Origin of the sequence: Pandoraea norimbergensis, assembly GCF_001465545.3 — a bacterium.
GTDB classification, from domain to species: Bacteria; Pseudomonadota; Gammaproteobacteria; order Burkholderiales; family Burkholderiaceae; genus Pandoraea; species Pandoraea norimbergensis.
In genome coordinates this window covers 3,323,631-3,339,108 of record NZ_CP013480.3, presented here as the reverse complement: position 1 = coordinate 3,339,108, position 15,478 = coordinate 3,323,631, and the positions used below count along the sequence as shown (strand labels likewise).

Here is a 15,478-nt window from a genome sequence, read left to right as displayed (position 1 = left end):
GACTTTTGAGTAAAACTGCATGAAACCGATCAAATTGGGCCTGCTCGGCCTTGGCACGGTAGGCTACGGCACCTTTCAGGTGCTCGCACGCAACCAGGAAGAAATTCAACGTCGCGCTGGCCGGGGCATCGAGATTACCAAGGTCGCCGTGCGCAACGTCGAACGCGCCAAGGGCCTCGTAGGCAACGCCGCCGAAGTGACGGGCGATCCGTTCGACGTGGTCAACGATCCGGCCATCGACGTGGTGGTCGAGACCATCGGCGGGTACGACCTCACCAAAGAGCTCGTCCTCAAGGCGATCGAGAACGGCAAGCACGTGGTCACGGCCAACAAGGCGCTGCTGGCGGTATACGGCAACGAGATTTTTGCCGCCGCCCGCAAGGCCAATGTGATGGTCTCGTTCGAAGCTGCCGTCGCCGGCGGTATTCCGATCATCAAGGCCCTGCGCGAAGGCCTGACGGCCAACCGTATTCAGTGGATCGCCGGCATCATCAACGGCACCACGAACTTCATCCTCTCGGAGATGCGCGACAAGGGCATCGACTTCGACGTGGCACTCGCCGACGCACAGCGTCTGGGCTACGCAGAAGCCGATCCGACGTTCGACATCGAAGGGGTGGACGCCGCCCATAAGCTCACGCTGATGAGCGCCATCGCTTTTGGCGTGCCGGTGCAATTCGACCGTGCCTATGTGGAAGGCATCACCAAGCTGGCGGCCATCGACATCAAATACGCCGAAGAACTCGGCTACCGGATCAAGCTGCTGGGCATCACGCGCCGCACCGAGGCAGGGATCGAACTGCGCGTGCATCCGACGCTGATTCCGACCAAGCGCCTGATCGCCAACGTGGAAGGCGCGATGAACGCCGTGCTGGTGCAGGGCGACGCCGTCGGCGCCACGCTGTATTACGGCAAGGGCGCCGGTGCCGAGCCGACCGCCTCGGCGATCGTGGCCGATATCGTTGACGTGACGCGCCTGCAAACGGCCGATCCGGAACATCGCGTGCCGCACCTGGCGTTCCAGCATGATGCGCTGTCGAACACCCCGGTGCTGTCGATGGACGAAGTCACCACCAGCTACTACCTGCGCCTGCGCGTGGTCGACCGGGCTGGCGTGATGGCTGAACTCACGCGCATTCTGGCCGATCTGGATATCTCGATCGACGCGCTGCTGCAAAAAGAATCGCGCGAAGGCGAGCACCAGACCGACATCATTCTCCTGACGCATGTGACGCAAGAGAAGCACATCAATGCCGCCATCGCGAAGATCGAAGCGATGGGCACCGTGCTCTCGAAGGTCACGCGTATCCGTATGGAGTCGCTGAGCTGAACGCTTGGCAGCGACTCGACACCACTGGACAACGGACAGGACAACGACTGACATGAAATACATCTCCACGCGCGGCGCGGGCCTGACTTCGGGCGAGCCGCAATCGTTTTCCAGCATCCTGCTGGGCGGGCTGGCGCCGGACGGCGGCCTCTATCTGCCCACGGAATACCCGCAAGTCTCGGCAGACGAACTGCACGCCTGGCGCCAGTTGTCGTACGCCGATCTGGCTGCCAAGGTGCTGGCCAAATTCGCCGGCGATATTCCGGTCGAAGTGCTGGCCGATCTGACGCGCCGTACTTACACCGCCGAGGTGTACCGCAATGTGCGCCCGGGCGAAGACGCCACTGAGATCACACCGCTGCTGCCGCTGGGCGAAGAGAACGGCACGCAACTGTCGTTGCTGGCGCTCTCGAACGGCCCGACGCTCGCGTTCAAGGACATGGCCATGCAATTGCTTGGCAACCTGTTCGAGTACGCACTGGCTCAGCACGGCGATGCACTGAACATTCTGGGCGCGACGTCCGGCGACACGGGTAGCGCTGCGGAATACGCCATGCGAGGCAAGGAAGGCATTCGTGTCTTCATGCTCTCGCCGGCCGGCAAGATGAGCGCGTTCCAGACCGCGCAGATGTACAGCCTGCAAGACCCGAACATCTTCAACCTCGCGGTCGAAGGCGTGTTCGATGACTGTCAGGACATCGTCAAGGCCGTATCGAACGATCACGCCTACAAGGCGCGCTACAAGATCGGCACGGTCAACTCGATCAACTGGGCCCGCGTGGTCGCGCAGGTCGTCTATTACTTCAAGGGCTACTTTGCTGCCACCGGCGGCAAGTCGGGCCAGGACGGCAAAGTGTCGTTCACGGTACCGTCAGGTAACTTCGGCAACGTCTGCGCGGGTCATATCGCGCGCATGATGGGCCTGCCGATCCACAAGCTCGTCGTGGCGACCAACGAAAACGACGTGCTCGACGAGTTCTTCCGCACCGGCAACTATCGCGTGCGCAAGTCGGCCGAGACGTTCCACACCAGCAGCCCGAGCATGGACATCTCGAAGGCGTCGAATTTCGAGCGCTTCCTGTTCGATCTGCTGGACCGCGACGCGCAAGCCACGGCGGCGCTGCTCGCCAAGGTGGAGCAGGGCGGTTTCGACCTGTCGGGCACGGATGCCTTTGCGCGCGTGGCGCAGTTCGGCTTTGTGTCGGGCCGCAGCACGCACGCCGATCGCGTGGCGACGATTCAGGACGTGGCGAAGCGCTACGACGTGGTCATCGACACCCACACGGCCGACGGCGTGAAGGTCGCGCGCGAAGCGCTGGAACCGGGCGTGCCGATGGTCGTGCTCGAAACGGCCCAGCCGGCCAAGTTTGCCGAAACGATTCGTGAAGCGCTGCACCGTGAGCCGCCGCGTCCGGCGGGTTTCGAGCAACTGGAATCGCTGCCGCAACGCGTGGAGACGGTGCAGAACGACGTCGCCCGCGTGAAGGCCTATATTGCGGAACATACCGGCCTGTAAGTTGGCCGATGCGTTGGCCGATGCGTTGGCTGATGGACGCCGCGGCGTCCCGGCGTCACATCACGTGAACCCATCGGGACGCCCTCTCTCTTTTTCTTCCCGGGCCCTGTCGGGCCCGCGACGCCTGCCATGCTGAGTACACAAGAAGCGCTTGACGCTGTTCTGGCCGCTGCCCGTCCGCTCGGGCAGACGGAAACCGTCGACACGCTCGCGGCCAATGGGCGCGTGCTGGCGGCCGATGTCGTCGCCACACTCGACGTGCCGCCCATGGACACCAGCGCGATGGACGGCTATGCCGTGCGCCGGGCCGACCTGACCCTGACGGGCGCAGAGACGGTGTTGCCGGTCTCGCAACGCATTCCGGCGGGCCACGCCCCCGAGCCGCTGGCGGCAGGCACGGCGGCGCGCATTTTCACGGGCGCTCCGGTGCCCGCAGGCGCGGACGCCGTCGTGATGCAGGAACAGTGCGAAGCGCGCGACGACGGTTCGGTGGTGATTCGTCACGCCCCGGCTGATGGCGAATTCGTTAACCGGCAAGGCGCCGACATCCGCCGCGATAGCGTGGTGCTGGCAGCAGGCACCCGCCTGCGCGCCCCAGCGCTCGGCTTGGCGGCATCGGTCGGTATCGCAAAACTTCAGGTGGCGCGCCGCCTGCGGGTGGCGGTGTTCTTCACCGGCGACGAACTGACGATGCCCGGCGAGACGCTGCGTGCCGGCAGCATCTACAACTCGAATCGATTTGTGCTGCGCAGCCTGCTGGAAAACCTCGGCTGCCAGATGACCGATTACGGCATCGTGCCGGATAACCTGTCGGCCACGCGTGCCATTCTGCGTGACGCGGCACGCGGCAACGACCTGATCATCACGTCGGGCGGTGTGTCCGTCGGCGAAGAGGATCACGTCAAGCCGGCGGTGGAAGCCGAGGGCCGTCTGAACCTTTGGCAGATCGCGCTCAAGCCGGGCAAGCCGCTCGCTTATGGCGAGGTCAACCGCACCGGCGCGAGCGCTGCGGCGGCGGAGGCCACCCAGACAGCGCATTTCATCGGCTTGCCGGGCAACCCGGTGTCGAGTTTCGTGACGTTCCTGCTGTTCGTGCGTCCGTTCATCCTGCGCCTGCAAGGTGTGCAGGACGTGACGCCGCGCCGTATCGCCATGCGCGCCGACTTCACGCAAGCCAAGGCCGATCGCCGCAACGAGTTCGTACGTGCCCGCCTGAACGCCAATGGCGGACTGGACGCGTTCCCGAATCAGAGTTCGGCGGTACTGACGTCGACGGTATGGGGCGACGGCCTCATCGATAACCCGCCGGGCCACCGCATCGAAGCGGGGCAGACGGTGGCATTCCTGCCGTTTTCCGACCTTCTATATTGAGAGACAGGCATGCCGCGCCTGACGCGGCATGGCCCAAGCCTATGCAGATCGATCTTCGCTTTTTTGCCAGCGTACGCGAGGCCCTGAAAGTGGCCGAGGAACACGTGGAAGTGCCCAACGGCATTACCACCGTGGGAGACGTGCGCCAATGGTTGTGCCTGCGCGGGCCGCTGTGGGCCGAGACGCTCGGTGAGCAGCGATTCCTGCGCATGGCGCTGAATCACACGATGGTGCCGGCGTCCACGCGCCTCACCGACGGCTGCGAAGTGGCCTTCTTCCCGCCGGTGACGGGCGGCTGATTACAGCAGACTTTAAAGCAGACGAACCGAGAGCCGATCATGCCGATTCGCGTACAGACCGAAGACTTCGACCTGTCGGCCGAAATCCGCCAACTTCGCGCGGGTGACCTGCGCGTGGGCGCGGTGGCGAGCTTTGTGGGGACGGTGCGGGACCTGAACGACGGCAAGGACGTCTCGCGCATGACGCTCGAGCACTATCCGGGCATGACGGAAAAGGCGCTTGAGCAGATCGTGGCGCAGGCCAGCGAGCGCTGGCGTCTGTTCGACGCGCTGGTCATCCATCGATACGGCGATTTGGGCCCGGGCGATCAGATCGTGCTGGTGGCCGTGACGTCGGCGCATCGCGGCGATGCCTTCGCCGCGTGCGAATTCATCATGGATTATCTGAAGACCGAAGCCCCGTTCTGGAAGAAGGAATCGACGCCGCAAGGCGAGCGCTGGGTCGATGCCCGCGATACCGATACGGCGGCACGTGAGCGTTGGGCCGTGGGGAAGGACGATGCGTCGGATTCTTCGGCTAAATCCGACTAAAAATCAAAAAATATCTATAAAAATCGGCGAAATTCGAACAATTTCGCCGATTTGTCATTCATGCGGCCGTGCGGGGCGTGCTGCCTTCACGCTGTCGAGCAACGCGCGCTGTGCCGGTGGCAGCGCGTACTCCCATCCGAACAGATTCAATTGCAGGCTCTCCGCGATGCGAATCGCCGGCTCGGCGAAGACGAACGCGGCCTCCGGTTCGAACAACGCGTCGAGCGTATCGAAGAAGAGCACCAGCCAGCGGCTGAAGTGCTGGCCGGTGAGGTGAGCAAACGGCTGATGCGCCTGCGTCACATTGCCGCGGTAACGTTTCGCACCGAGCACGATGCTGCTCCAGAACGCGACCATTTTTTCCAGATGCATGTCCCAGCGGCCTTCGAGTGCCTGCCGGAAGACGGGGCCCAGCAGGTCGTCGTCGCGAATGCGTCCGTAGAAGGTGTGAACGAGCAACTGCACGGCCGCTTCGTCGACCTGCCCGAGCCGCTTGGCGGGCAGCGCATCGAGCCACGCGCCGAGGCGTGTCACGGGGGGCGCCGCAGCGAAAGTACTGCCTTCGAGGGCCACTTCTGCGGCGAGCCCGGACGCAGATTTATCCCCCGTTTCGGCGCGATGTCCGGCCGGGTGCCTGCGGGTAGATCCAGTGCCTTGGCGGTCGTGTTGACTCATGGTGCGGCGTGCTAAAAATAGCTATTATGAGCCTCAAAGTCAGGCGTGTCGCGGGGCGTGTCCCCTCGATCTGCGTCGTTCGACTGCCGCATGCCACGGCTTCACCGGGCCACCCACAGGCCCTGCGCGAAATGTCAACCATTTGGCGCTAATGCCCTTGAAACCTTAGGGGATTGTCCGCACATCCGATCCAGAAAGTTTTCTTACCGGAGCACCCGATGCGACAAGACAAATTCACCACGCAGTTCCTGGAAGCGCTGGCTGATGCCCAAAGCATGGCAGTCGGTCGCGACCAGCAATATATCGAGCCGCTGCATCTGCTTGCCGCGCTCATCGCACAACCCGAGGGCGCAGCACGTTCGCTGCTGCAACGCGCGGGCGTGCAGGTTCAGCCGCTGGCTCACGACATCGAGACGGCCCTGTCGAAGCTGCCACAGGTGCAGGGCACCGATGGCAACGTGCAGGTCAGCCGCGAACTCGCGGGCCTGCTGAATCAGGCCGACAAAGAAGCGCAAAAGCACGGCGACAGCTATATCGCCAGCGAAATGTTCCTGCTGGCACTGGCCGACGACAAGGGCGATACGGGCAAGCTGGCCCGCGCCCGCGGACTCACGCGCAAAGCGCTGGAAGCCGCCATCGTCGGCGTGCGCGGCGGCGAGTCCGTCAACAGTCAGGATGCTGAAAGCCAACGCGAAGCCCTCAAGAAATACACGCTCGATCTGACCGAACGCGCCGCGCTCGGCAAGCTCGATCCCGTGATTGGGCGCGACGACGAAATCCGTCGCACGATTCAGATTCTGCAACGCCGCACGAAGAACAACCCGGTGCTGATCGGCGAACCGGGTGTGGGCAAGACCGCCATTGTGGAAGGCCTTGCACAGCGTATCGTCAACGGCGAAGTGCCCGAGTCGCTCAAGAACAAGCGCGTGCTCGCACTCGACATGGCGGGGCTGCTCGCCGGTGCGAAATTCCGTGGCGAATTCGAAGAGCGTCTGAAGAGCGTGCTTAACGATATCGCCAAGGACGAAGGCCGCACGATCCTGTTCATCGACGAAATTCACACGATGGTCGGGGCCGGCAAAGCCGAAGGGGCGATGGATGCGGGCAACATGCTCAAGCCAGCGCTCGCACGCGGTGAGCTGCACTGCATCGGCGCCACCACGCTCGACGAATACCGCAAGTACATCGAGAAGGACGCTGCGCTGGAGCGCCGCTTCCAGAAGGTGCTTGTCGAAGAGCCGAGCGTCGAGGCGACCATCGCCATCCTGCGTGGCTTGCAGGAAAAGTACGAACTGCACCACGGCGTGGAGATCACCGACCCGGCGATCGTGGCGGCGGCTGAACTGAGCCAGCGCTACATCACCGACCGGTTCCTGCCGGACAAGGCCATCGACCTGATCGATGAGGCCGCGTCGAAGATCAAGATGGAAATCGACTCGAAGCCGGAAGTGATGGACAAGCTCGACCGTCGTCTGATCCAGTTGAAGATCGAGCGCGAAGCCATCAAGAAGGAAACCGACGAAGCGTCGCAGAAGCGTCTGGCGCTCATCGAGGAAGAGATCTCGCGTCTGGAGCGTGAGTACGCCGACCTTGAAGAAATCTGGACCGCCGAGAAAGCGGCCGTGCAGGGCAGCGCGCAGGTCAAGGAAGAGATCGACCGCGTGCGTGCCGAGCTGGCCAAGCTGCAACGCGAAGGCAAGCTCGACAAGGTGGCCGAACTGCAATACGGCAAGCTGCCGCAACTCGAAGCGCAGTTGAAGGATGCGGCGGCTGCCGAAGCGGCAGGTCAGCAAGCGCACCCGCGTCTGCTGCGTACGCAGGTGGGCACGGAAGAGATCGCTGAAGTCATTTCGCGAGCCACCGGTATTCCGGTCTCGAAGATGATGCAGGGCGAGCGCGAGAAGCTGCTCAACATGGAAGGCAAATTGCACGAGCGCGTGGTGGGGCAGGACGAGGCGATTACCGCCGTGGCCGACGCCATCCGCCGTTCGCGTGCGGGGTTGTCGGATCCCGACCGTCCGTACGGGTCGTTCCTGTTCCTCGGCCCGACGGGCGTGGGCAAGACCGAGCTGTGCAAGGCGCTGGCGATGTTCCTGTTCGATTCGGAAGATCACCTGATCCGCATCGACATGAGCGAGTTCATGGAGAAGCACAGCGTGGCCCGTCTGATCGGCGCGCCGCCGGGCTATGTGGGTTATGAGGAAGGCGGCTATCTGACCGAAGCCGTGCGTCGTAAGCCGTACAGCGTGATCCTGCTCGACGAGGTCGAGAAGGCGCACCCGGACGTCTTCAACGTGCTGCTGCAAGTGCTGGACGACGGTCGCATGACCGACGGGCAAGGCCGCACGGTGGACTTCAAGAACACTGTGATCGTGATGACGTCGAACCTCGGGTCGTCGATGATTCAGTCGATGGTCGGCGAGCCGCAGGAGCGTATCAAGGACGCGGTGTGGCTGGAGATCAAGGAGCACTTCCGTCCGGAGTTCCTGAACCGGATCGACGAAGTCGTGGTGTTCCATGGTCTGGATCAGAAGCACATCGAGTCGATTGCGACGATTCAGATCGAGATCCTGCGCAAGCGTCTGGCCAAGCTCGACATGGCACTCGAAGTCAGCAAGGCCGCGTTGATGCATGTGGCGCGCGAGGGCTTCGATCCGGTGTTCGGGGCACGGCCGCTCAAGCGGGCGATCCAGCAAGAGATCGAAAATCCGGTCGCCAAGCTGGTGCTGGCCGGCAAGTTCGGTCCGAAGGACACCATCCCGGTCGACTGGCGCAATGGCCGGTTCACCTTCGACGGCGACACGGCCGCGCAGGTGAGCAAGGAAACGGAAGCCGCGGCAGAGTAAGCCGAGGGACTTCGCGGGGAGGTCACGGCCTCCCCGGCAGGTAGCAGAGCGCGGCTTCGGCCGCGCTTTTTTTTCGTCCTTCGATGCCGTAACACGCCGGAAGGCCAGCCGGAGCGCCTCGGCACGGGGAGCGCTCGCGCATGGCATCGTCGTGTCACAATCGTCGGCGAGAATGCGCGACCGGGCAGGCGGCACGGCAGGGCGATGTGCTGACATCGCGGTTGCGCCTGCGGGCCTGCCTTCAGCCAGTGCAAGCGCGTGAGATTCGCGCTGGCGGATCACCGTTCGCGACACTGGGCGAGTCCTTCGTCGCATGGCGGGTGCGCCACCGGCAACAAATTCCTATCGTCGGGTCATGAGCGATCACGACGAGAGGAAGCGATGACAACGATTGTGGCAATTCACCTGGCGGCGGCCGTTGCGGCGGTCATGCTGGGCATAGCGATTTTGATGGCGCGGCGGGGCACTCCGCGTCATCGCTGGCTGGGCAGGACGTGGGCGATGACGATGGCGGTCACGGCGCTGTCGAGCTTCGGCATTCGGGAGTTAAACCCGGGGCACTTCTCGTGGCTGCACGCGCTGGCGGCATGGGTACTGGTGAGTCTGGTACTGGCCATTGCCGCGATCCGGCGTGGGAACGTGGTGACGCATCGGCGCAGCATGCTTGGGCTTTACACCGGGTTGATTGTCGCGGGCGTTGCGGCGGTAGCGGTGCCGGGCCGGGTGCTCAACGAGACGCTCGCCCGATGGGGGCACGAGGTCATGACGGTCGCGACGGTATCGGCGATATCGACGACGGGCGTGGCAGGCGGGGAGGGCACACGATAATGACAACGATGATGAGACAACCGCAACCCGTCGAGACTCCGCAGCCGGCCCCCGTCAAAGCGACGCGCGGTCTCTGGCCGACGTTTTTTCGCGAACTCGTGGGTGTGCTGCTCTTCAACACGGCGATTGCGCTGATACTCAAGCTGATCGGTTTTGGCGGCACGTTGTGGCAGAACTTCGTTTTCAGCCAGTGCATCGGCATCACCATCACCGTGCTGATCGATGGCGGACGCCGGGCGATCTGGCGCAATGGCGAACCGCCTATCGTTCCGTTTCTGTTGTTGGTGGCGTTCGGTTGTTCGGCGGGCCTTGTCGGCGGGATCACGCTGGGCACCGTACTGCTCGGGCTGCCGCTTACGTTGTGGCGTCCATTGAATGGTCACACCACGCCCATCGTGCTGCTGATTGCGTTGCTGGCGACGGGCGTGGGGACGTATCACGGTTGGTCGCGTGCGCGGATGGCGCAGTTGAAGGCGGCGGCAGCGCAGCAGGCCTTGCGCGAATCGGCCGCTGAAAAGCAGTTGGTGCGCGCCCAGTTGCAGACCTTGCAGGCGCAGCTTGAACCGCACTTTCTGTTCAACGTACTCGCGAATCTCGACTCGTTGATCGCCAGCGATCCCGCGCGTGCCCGTGTATTGCTGGGTCACATGAACCGGTTCCTGCGTGCGTCGCTGGCAGCCACACGCGCCGAGACGATATCGCTGGCTGACGAATTTGCCTTGCTCGACGCGTTGCTGGCGATCCAACAGGTGCGCTTTGGCGAGCGCCTGCACTACGCGCTCGATCTGCCGGACGATTGCCGTGCGCGACAGGTACCGCCGATGCTGGTGCAACCGCTGGTCGAAAATGCGATCAAGCACGGTATCGAGCGCCAGAGCCGCGGCGGCACCGTACGGGTGAGTGCGCATGGTGAAGTTGATGAAACGGGGACACAGTTTGTCGTGTTGCAGGTGAGCGATGACGGTGCCGGATTTTCCGCGGCACCGGCCCCGTCAATGCCACAGGACGCGCCGGGTCACGGCATCGGACTGACGAATATTCGAGAGCGCCTGCGCGTGCTCTACGGCGACGCCGCGCGTCTCACCCTCGCCGAGGGTGTGCCGCAAGGTGTGGTCGCAACGTTGCGCTTGCCCGTGGATGCGTCCGGGCAGACGGCAGCGGCATAAGTTTCTAGTTCCGCAGAGAGTGGAGTGCATGACATCCCCCGTCGCCCTGATCGCCGAAGACGAACCGTTACTCGCCGATGCCCTGCGCGCCATGCTCGCGCAGGCATGGCCCGATCTGCACGTGTTGCCGGTGGCGCCTGACGGCACGTCGGCGATTGCGGCCATCGCGCAGGCGCAGCCGGACGTGGTGTTCCTCGACATTGCGATGCCCGGCGCGACCGGGCTCGATGTGGCGCGTGCCTGTGCCCGCCTGACGCGCGCGCCGCAGATCGTATTCGTCACGGCGTTCGACCGGTTCGCCCTCGACGCTTTCGACGCGGCGGCCATCGACTATCTGCTCAAACCCGTGGAACCCGATCGCCTCGCGCGCACCGTCGCACGGTTGCGTGAACGGCTGGCCGCGCCGAAGCACGACACGCTCTCGCAACTGCTCGCCACGCTGCGCACGCATCTGGAAGATGAGGCGGCGCAGAGTGGCGCGGTGAATGGAACGAACGGGGCACAGGGGGCGGCTGCAACGAATGGGGGAGCCCACAGCGCGGACGTCATCAGCGGGACGAATGGCGCAAATGGGGCGAGCGGTTCGAAAGCCGTGACGGTGGCCTCAGCGCCGGCGGCGGGTGAGTATCTGCGGTTCGTGCGGGCGTCGGTGGGCGACGAGATCCGCATCGTGCCGGTGGAGGAAGTGTGCTTTTTCGAGGCTGCCGACAAGTACGTGGTGGTCGCGACAGTCGACGGCGATCTTCTGATTCGTACGAGCCTGCGCGAGTTACTGCCGCAACTCGACCCGTCGCGCTTCTGGCAGGTGCATCGCAGCACCGTCGTCAATGTGGCCGAAGTGGTGAGCGCACAGCACACGCCGCTCGGGCGCCTGACACTCAAGCTCAAGCGACGCAAAGACCGCGTCGCCGTCAGTCGTCAGTACGCGCACTTGTTCCGGCAGATGTAGCCTCCGGGGCGGTGGCGAAGAACTCGCTCGGCGTGCGCCCGAACGTGCGCTTGAACATCGCCGAGAACGCGCTCTGACTGCGATACCCCAACTCGCGGGCGATGCGAGCGAGCGGGTAGCCCTTCGAGGCCAGCGGAATGGCCTGCGCAAGGATCACCTGTTGCCGCCACTGCACGAAACTCATGTTCAGCTCCTGCCGGAACAGGCGTCCGATCGTGCGCGGACTCGCGCCTGCGTAGCGCGCCCATTGGTCGAGTGTCCATGCACGGGCGGGGTCGGCCAGCATGGCGTTGCATAACGTCAGCAGGCGTTTATCGCGAGGCAGGGGCACTTCCAGCGGCAGCGGCGACGCGCGACGCAGTTCATCCAGAATCAAGCCGCCGAGCAATTGCTCGCGTGGCGCATCCAGTTCGTCTTCGGGCACATCGATGGCGGCGATCAGCTCGCGCAGCAGCGGCGAGACTTCCACGACCCGGCAATGATCGAGCCCGGACGGGATGAAGTCGCGATGCACGTAGAGCGTACGAAGGTAGGACGGCTCATTGACTTGCAAGCTGTGCTCGACGTCGGGCGGAATCCAGATGGCGCGCGAGGGCGGCACAATCCACGCGGCATCGGACACTGCAATCTGGATCACGCCGCGCGGTGTGTAGGCCACTTGCGCCCACGCGTGCTGATGGTCGGGCACACGAATCGTGTCGAGAATCGGCCGCGCCCGTAACCGTACGGGGCGTTCAGGCGTCGGAGAGAACTCAGGAGGAACGACATGCCTCGCCGGCGTGGCGGGCGCCGCTGGCTCAGCCGGGGTGTCGGAACCCTCGGCCAATGGTGCGCGCGCCTTCACCGCTGCCGGTTCGGTCGCAGTCGTTGACGACGCAGCATCGGGCAGAGCAGGCAGATCGGAACGTCCGGGCGGGAGGCGCAAAGAGCTTGGCATGGCGTAAGCGCGACAATTTGTGTCCCATAAGTGTAATTCAGCCGTGCCGCCGTGTCGGCTGGCGTAATGTCGAGGTTAACCACGAGTGCGCCAAGCGAGCGGCACGCCCCGGGACCCGACGCATTGGCTTTCCTGTCGGGCGAGGCGCTATGATCGATGTCGGCGTGGGGCGCAGCCTGCGGCCTCAGCCCTCCAGAATGCATGACGCGGCACCGGATACCGCCGCATCAACAAGCCAATTCAAGCCAATTCGAATCGGAACCTTGCCATGAAATTCGCCACCTGTGATTTGTGTGATGCCCATGAAGACGCGCTGGCCGACGGCCGCCTGCGCGTGTTGCAACCCGGCTTTCTGTTGTTCGGACAGGCCCGTCGTTTTGCCGGCCCGGCGGCGACGCTCAAAGTCTTTGAAGACAACTCGCGGGTACGCACCGCACTGGAGACGCCGGGCGACGGCCGGGTGCTGGTCGTGGATGGCGGCGGGTCGGTGCGCTGTGCGCTGGTGGGCGGCAACCTGGCGCTGCTCGGCGAGAAGAATGGCTGGGCGGGCATCGTGGTGAACGGTGCGGTGCGCGACACCGAGGAACTGGAAGCGTGCGAGATCGGTATTCGGGCGCTCGCCACGAACCCGCGCAAGAGCGTGAAGCTCGGGGCCGGGCAGACCGATCTGATTGTAGATATCGCCGGGGAGCTGGTGCGCCCGGGCGAGTGGATCTACAGCGACATCGACGGCATTCTCGTCTCGACGGAGCCGTTGGTATGACGAACGACGTGACAAGCAACGGGGAAGACGCGGCGATCCACGTCTTCGTCTACGGCACGCTGCGCGCGGGCGAGATCAACGACATGATGCGTGCGGCGGAGCGTCACCAGTTGCCTGCACCGGCTTATGTGGGCACGTCGACCTTGGGCGGCCGCCTGTACGACTTTGGCCGTTACCCGGGCATGGTGTTATCAACGCAAGCCAATGAGCGCACGGTCGGCGACATCTATCGCATTCCGGCGGCGTTGGTAGCCGTGCTCGACGAGATCGAAGCCGTCTATCCGGGGGAAGCGGGGTTGTTCGTGCGCGAGTTGCACGACGTGGCCCACGAGGGAGCCACGTATACCTGCATCGTCTACCCCGTGAACGAAGCGGCCGTGGCCGGTCTGCCGTACATCGCCAGCGGCGATTGGGTCGACTACCGGAAGTCGCGGGAAGTCAGCGCGGCATGACGTGGCGCGGCACGATGCGCCGCGATGCGGCGCATCGGTTCACTCGCCGCGCCTCGGAAACGCAAATGGGTTGAGCGACGTGCCGACATCGTAATGATCGATGCCGTCCAGTCGCTTGAGCAGGCGAGCGAGCCCGACGGTGAGCGGCAGCACCAGCCACTGCAACGCGCACTTGAAGACGAATTCGAGTCCGATCATGCGCGCCATCGCGGCGGCATCGAGCACGTAGGCAAACGCAATCACGACGAACACGAGCGTATCGAGCAAGGCAGCCAACGCGCTGCCCGCCATGATGCGCAAGCCCGCCCAACGGCCGTGCATGGCCACCTTCATGCGCGCGAGGGTCGCGGCGTTAGCAAACTCTCCGACAAAGCACGCCGAAACCGACGCCACGAACATATGCGTGATGGCTTCGAACCAGTGGCGCTGCACGTCATCGGTGAAGCCGGTTTGCGCAGCCCACTCCGGTTGCGTAGGTAACAGCGCCATCAGCCAGAGAAAGCCGATGAGGATGAGGTTGGCGGCGAGCCCGCTCCAGATCACCACACGGCTGATGCGATAGCCGTACACCTCGGTCAGCACCGACGCAAACAGATACGCGAACGGAAAGCTGATGATCGCCGCCGAAAACGTCAGCCGCAGCGGCTCTTCGGAGAGCGGCCACGGCAGCACGACTTCGCACACACGCGCCCCCAGCGCGTTCGATACCAGCAGAAAGCTCACGAACGCAATGGCGAGGCAGATCACGGCCGGGGTGATACGTGTGGCTTGTTGGTTGCGGGCAAGCGGGCATGTCGGTGCCGGTGACACCGGGTTCACCGTAGACGATTCGGCATGGGTAGGCGATGCGGTCATTGGCGTACCGTGCGGACGTTGCGAATGGAAATGGCGTGCGTCGAGCGCACCGGATTGATATCGAGACCGTGACGTCGCGTAAAACGTGCGCCGACCGTCAGGCGCGTGGGCGCACATTGGGCGAGCACGTCGAGAAAGACGGTCTCCACGCATTGTTCGTGGAACATCTCGCTGTCTCTGAATGAGAGCAAGTAGGCGAGCAAGGTCTGCCGACAGATGCGTGGCCCCGTGTAGTCGATCCATACGGTGCCGAGGTCGATACCGCCCGTCAGCGGACAGCGCGAGCTGAGCAGGTCGGAACTGAGACATTCGTGAGACAGCGTCGCCGACCCCGGGGCAGCGTCTTCCGCCTTGCTGCGGTTTCCAGCAATGCCAGCGCCTCCAGCATCGTGAACCGTTCGCAGCAGGCTGGCCTGTACGCCACCGCGCACCACGCCGACGGGCTCGGTGTCGAGACTCACCGTGTCGGACTCGTCACCGCAGGTGGCACGAACCGCCTGCCGGACCGGCGTCGCGCGCACAAGCACATAAGATTTCAGGCAATGGGTGAGCGCCCCCGCGACGTGGGCTTCCAGCGCCTGCGCCGATTCGAACCGAAGGTCGCGCAGCGTTGAAACGTACCGTCTCGCGTCCGACATTTCCAGCGTGAACGGCGAATCGCAGGGAATGACGATTTCCAGCACCGCAATTTGCGGGCGTTCATGCATGTCGAGCCAGGCAACCTCGTAGTCGTTCCAGAGATCGTAGCCGCGCATGCTGATTCCATGCGCGGTGTCAGATGACCCGCGCAGACGGGCATGCGGCAGTGGGCAAGGAAACACAGTCGCTGCGGCATTTGGGCTCACGTGCTCAGCTCCATGCGTGGCATGCACGTTGACTGAACGGGCTGCACCGGAAGGGTTGTGTGGCATAGGCTGGGGTTCATCCGAAAGTTTGATCGTCGAACTTAACGCGCGTGTC

General features: G+C 63.9%; 15 protein-coding genes. 11 read left to right on the top strand and 4 right to left on the bottom strand.

What is annotated here, in order from left to right:
• The first annotated feature begins 19 nt into the window (after positions 1-19).
• The 5 genes from AT302_RS14505 (at position 20) to moaE (ending at position 5,047) form a co-directional block, all read left to right on the top strand.
• On the top strand, positions 20-1,330 hold the full coding sequence (locus tag AT302_RS14505; protein WP_058379029.1) for a homoserine dehydrogenase: 1,311 nt from the start codon (positions 20-22) through the stop codon (positions 1,328-1,330).
• 52 nt (positions 1,331-1,382) lie between these two features.
• Positions 1,383-2,846, top strand: coding sequence for a threonine synthase (thrC, locus tag AT302_RS14500; protein ID WP_058379028.1), 1,464 nt, complete (start codon positions 1,383-1,385; stop codon positions 2,844-2,846).
• A gap of 129 nt (positions 2,847-2,975) precedes the next feature.
• Positions 2,976-4,217, top strand: a complete 1,242-nt coding sequence (locus tag AT302_RS14495; protein ID WP_058379027.1) for a molybdopterin molybdotransferase MoeA — start codon at positions 2,976-2,978, stop codon at positions 4,215-4,217.
• A gap of 41 nt (positions 4,218-4,258) precedes the next feature.
• Positions 4,259-4,516 (top strand): molybdopterin converting factor subunit 1, encoded by a 258-nt coding sequence (gene moaD / locus AT302_RS14490; RefSeq protein ID WP_058379026.1) that lies wholly within the window; start codon positions 4,259-4,261, stop codon positions 4,514-4,516.
• A gap of 39 nt (positions 4,517-4,555) precedes the next feature.
• Positions 4,556-5,047 (top strand): molybdopterin synthase catalytic subunit MoaE, encoded by a 492-nt coding sequence (moaE, locus tag AT302_RS14485; protein ID WP_058379025.1) that lies wholly within the window; start codon positions 4,556-4,558, stop codon positions 5,045-5,047.
• A gap of 54 nt (positions 5,048-5,101) precedes the next feature.
• On the opposite strand, the gene AT302_RS14480 is transcribed toward moaE, so the two are convergent.
• Complete coding sequence (locus AT302_RS14480; protein WP_237171932.1) at positions 5,102-5,722, bottom strand: group III truncated hemoglobin; 621 nt, start codon at positions 5,720-5,722, stop codon at positions 5,102-5,104.
• 218 nt (positions 5,723-5,940) lie between these two features.
• On the opposite strand from AT302_RS14480, the gene clpB reads away from it, so the two are divergent.
• The 4 genes from clpB to AT302_RS14460 all read left to right on the top strand — a co-directional run bounded on the left by clpB (position 5,941) and on the right by AT302_RS14460 (position 11,511).
• A complete protein-coding gene (gene clpB / locus AT302_RS14475) occupies positions 5,941-8,568 on the top strand; it encodes an ATP-dependent chaperone ClpB (protein WP_058379023.1) in 2,628 nt (875 codons plus the stop codon).
• A 381-nt stretch (positions 8,569-8,949) separates the two neighbouring features.
• Positions 8,950-9,396, top strand: coding sequence for a DUF2306 domain-containing protein (locus tag AT302_RS14470; RefSeq protein WP_058379022.1), 447 nt, complete (start codon positions 8,950-8,952; stop codon positions 9,394-9,396).
• A gap of 8 nt (positions 9,397-9,404) precedes the next feature.
• Positions 9,405-10,562, top strand: a complete 1,158-nt coding sequence (locus AT302_RS14465) for a sensor histidine kinase (RefSeq protein WP_167365804.1) — start codon at positions 9,405-9,407, stop codon at positions 10,560-10,562.
• 28 nt (positions 10,563-10,590) lie between these two features.
• Positions 10,591-11,511 carry a LytR/AlgR family response regulator transcription factor gene (locus AT302_RS14460; RefSeq protein WP_058379021.1) on the top strand — a complete coding sequence of 307 codons (921 nt, stop codon included), beginning with the start codon at positions 10,591-10,593 and terminating at the stop codon, positions 11,509-11,511.
• Here the strand turns inward: AT302_RS14460 and AT302_RS14455 are convergent.
• The gene (locus AT302_RS14455) at positions 11,474-12,199 is read right to left on the bottom strand and encodes an AraC family transcriptional regulator (RefSeq protein ID WP_237171931.1); all 726 of its coding nucleotides are present in this window, start codon (positions 12,197-12,199) and stop codon (positions 11,474-11,476) included. The genes AT302_RS14460 and AT302_RS14455 overlap by 38 nt on opposite strands.
• A 517-nt stretch (positions 12,200-12,716) precedes the next feature.
• Between AT302_RS14455 and rraA the strand changes: the two genes are divergently transcribed.
• Complete coding sequence (gene rraA, locus AT302_RS14450; protein WP_058379020.1) at positions 12,717-13,211, top strand: ribonuclease E activity regulator RraA; 495 nt, start codon at positions 12,717-12,719, stop codon at positions 13,209-13,211.
• A complete protein-coding gene (locus tag AT302_RS14445) occupies positions 13,208-13,663 on the top strand; it encodes a gamma-glutamylcyclotransferase family protein (RefSeq protein WP_058379019.1) in 456 nt (151 codons plus the stop codon). The genes rraA and AT302_RS14445 overlap by 4 nt, the downstream gene beginning before the upstream one ends.
• A 39-nt stretch (positions 13,664-13,702) precedes the next feature.
• Here AT302_RS14445 and AT302_RS14440 read toward each other — a convergent pair whose 3' ends face one another.
• A complete protein-coding gene (locus tag AT302_RS14440; protein WP_058379018.1) occupies positions 13,703-14,518 on the bottom strand; it encodes a queuosine precursor transporter in 816 nt (271 codons plus the stop codon).
• Positions 14,515-15,429, bottom strand: coding sequence for a hypothetical protein (locus AT302_RS14435; RefSeq protein WP_084656238.1), 915 nt, complete (start codon positions 15,427-15,429; stop codon positions 14,515-14,517). The genes AT302_RS14440 and AT302_RS14435 overlap by 4 nt, the downstream gene beginning before the upstream one ends.
• Positions 15,430-15,478: the final 49 nt, after the last annotated feature.

Excerpts from the sequence above, each read along its gene's own strand:
- AT302_RS14505 (WP_058379029.1), top strand. The coding sequence starts at position 20 with ATGAAACCGATCAAATTGGGCCTGCTCGGCCTTGGCACGGTAGGCTAC.
- thrC (WP_058379028.1), top strand. The coding sequence starts at position 1,383 with ATGAAATACATCTCCACGCGCGGCGCGGGCCTGACTTCGGGCGAGCCG.
- AT302_RS14495 (WP_058379027.1), top strand. The coding sequence starts at position 2,976 with ATGCTGAGTACACAAGAAGCGCTTGACGCTGTTCTGGCCGCTGCCCGT.
- moaD (WP_058379026.1), top strand. The coding sequence starts at position 4,259 with ATGCAGATCGATCTTCGCTTTTTTGCCAGCGTACGCGAGGCCCTGAAA.
- moaE (WP_058379025.1), top strand. The coding sequence starts at position 4,556 with ATGCCGATTCGCGTACAGACCGAAGACTTCGACCTGTCGGCCGAAATC.
- AT302_RS14480 (WP_237171932.1), bottom strand. The coding sequence starts at position 5,722 with ATGAGTCAACACGACCGCCAAGGCACTGGATCTACCCGCAGGCACCCG.
- clpB (WP_058379023.1), top strand. The coding sequence starts at position 5,941 with ATGCGACAAGACAAATTCACCACGCAGTTCCTGGAAGCGCTGGCTGAT.
- AT302_RS14470 (WP_058379022.1), top strand. The coding sequence starts at position 8,950 with ATGACAACGATTGTGGCAATTCACCTGGCGGCGGCCGTTGCGGCGGTC.
- AT302_RS14465 (WP_167365804.1), top strand. The coding sequence starts at position 9,405 with ATGATGAGACAACCGCAACCCGTCGAGACTCCGCAGCCGGCCCCCGTC.
- AT302_RS14460 (WP_058379021.1), top strand. The coding sequence starts at position 10,591 with ATGACATCCCCCGTCGCCCTGATCGCCGAAGACGAACCGTTACTCGCC.
- rraA (WP_058379020.1), top strand. The coding sequence starts at position 12,717 with ATGAAATTCGCCACCTGTGATTTGTGTGATGCCCATGAAGACGCGCTG.
- AT302_RS14445 (WP_058379019.1), top strand. The coding sequence starts at position 13,208 with ATGACGAACGACGTGACAAGCAACGGGGAAGACGCGGCGATCCACGTC.
- AT302_RS14440 (WP_058379018.1), bottom strand. The coding sequence starts at position 14,518 with ATGACCGCATCGCCTACCCATGCCGAATCGTCTACGGTGAACCCGGTG.
- AT302_RS14435 (WP_084656238.1), bottom strand. The coding sequence starts at position 15,429 with ATGCCACACAACCCTTCCGGTGCAGCCCGTTCAGTCAACGTGCATGCC.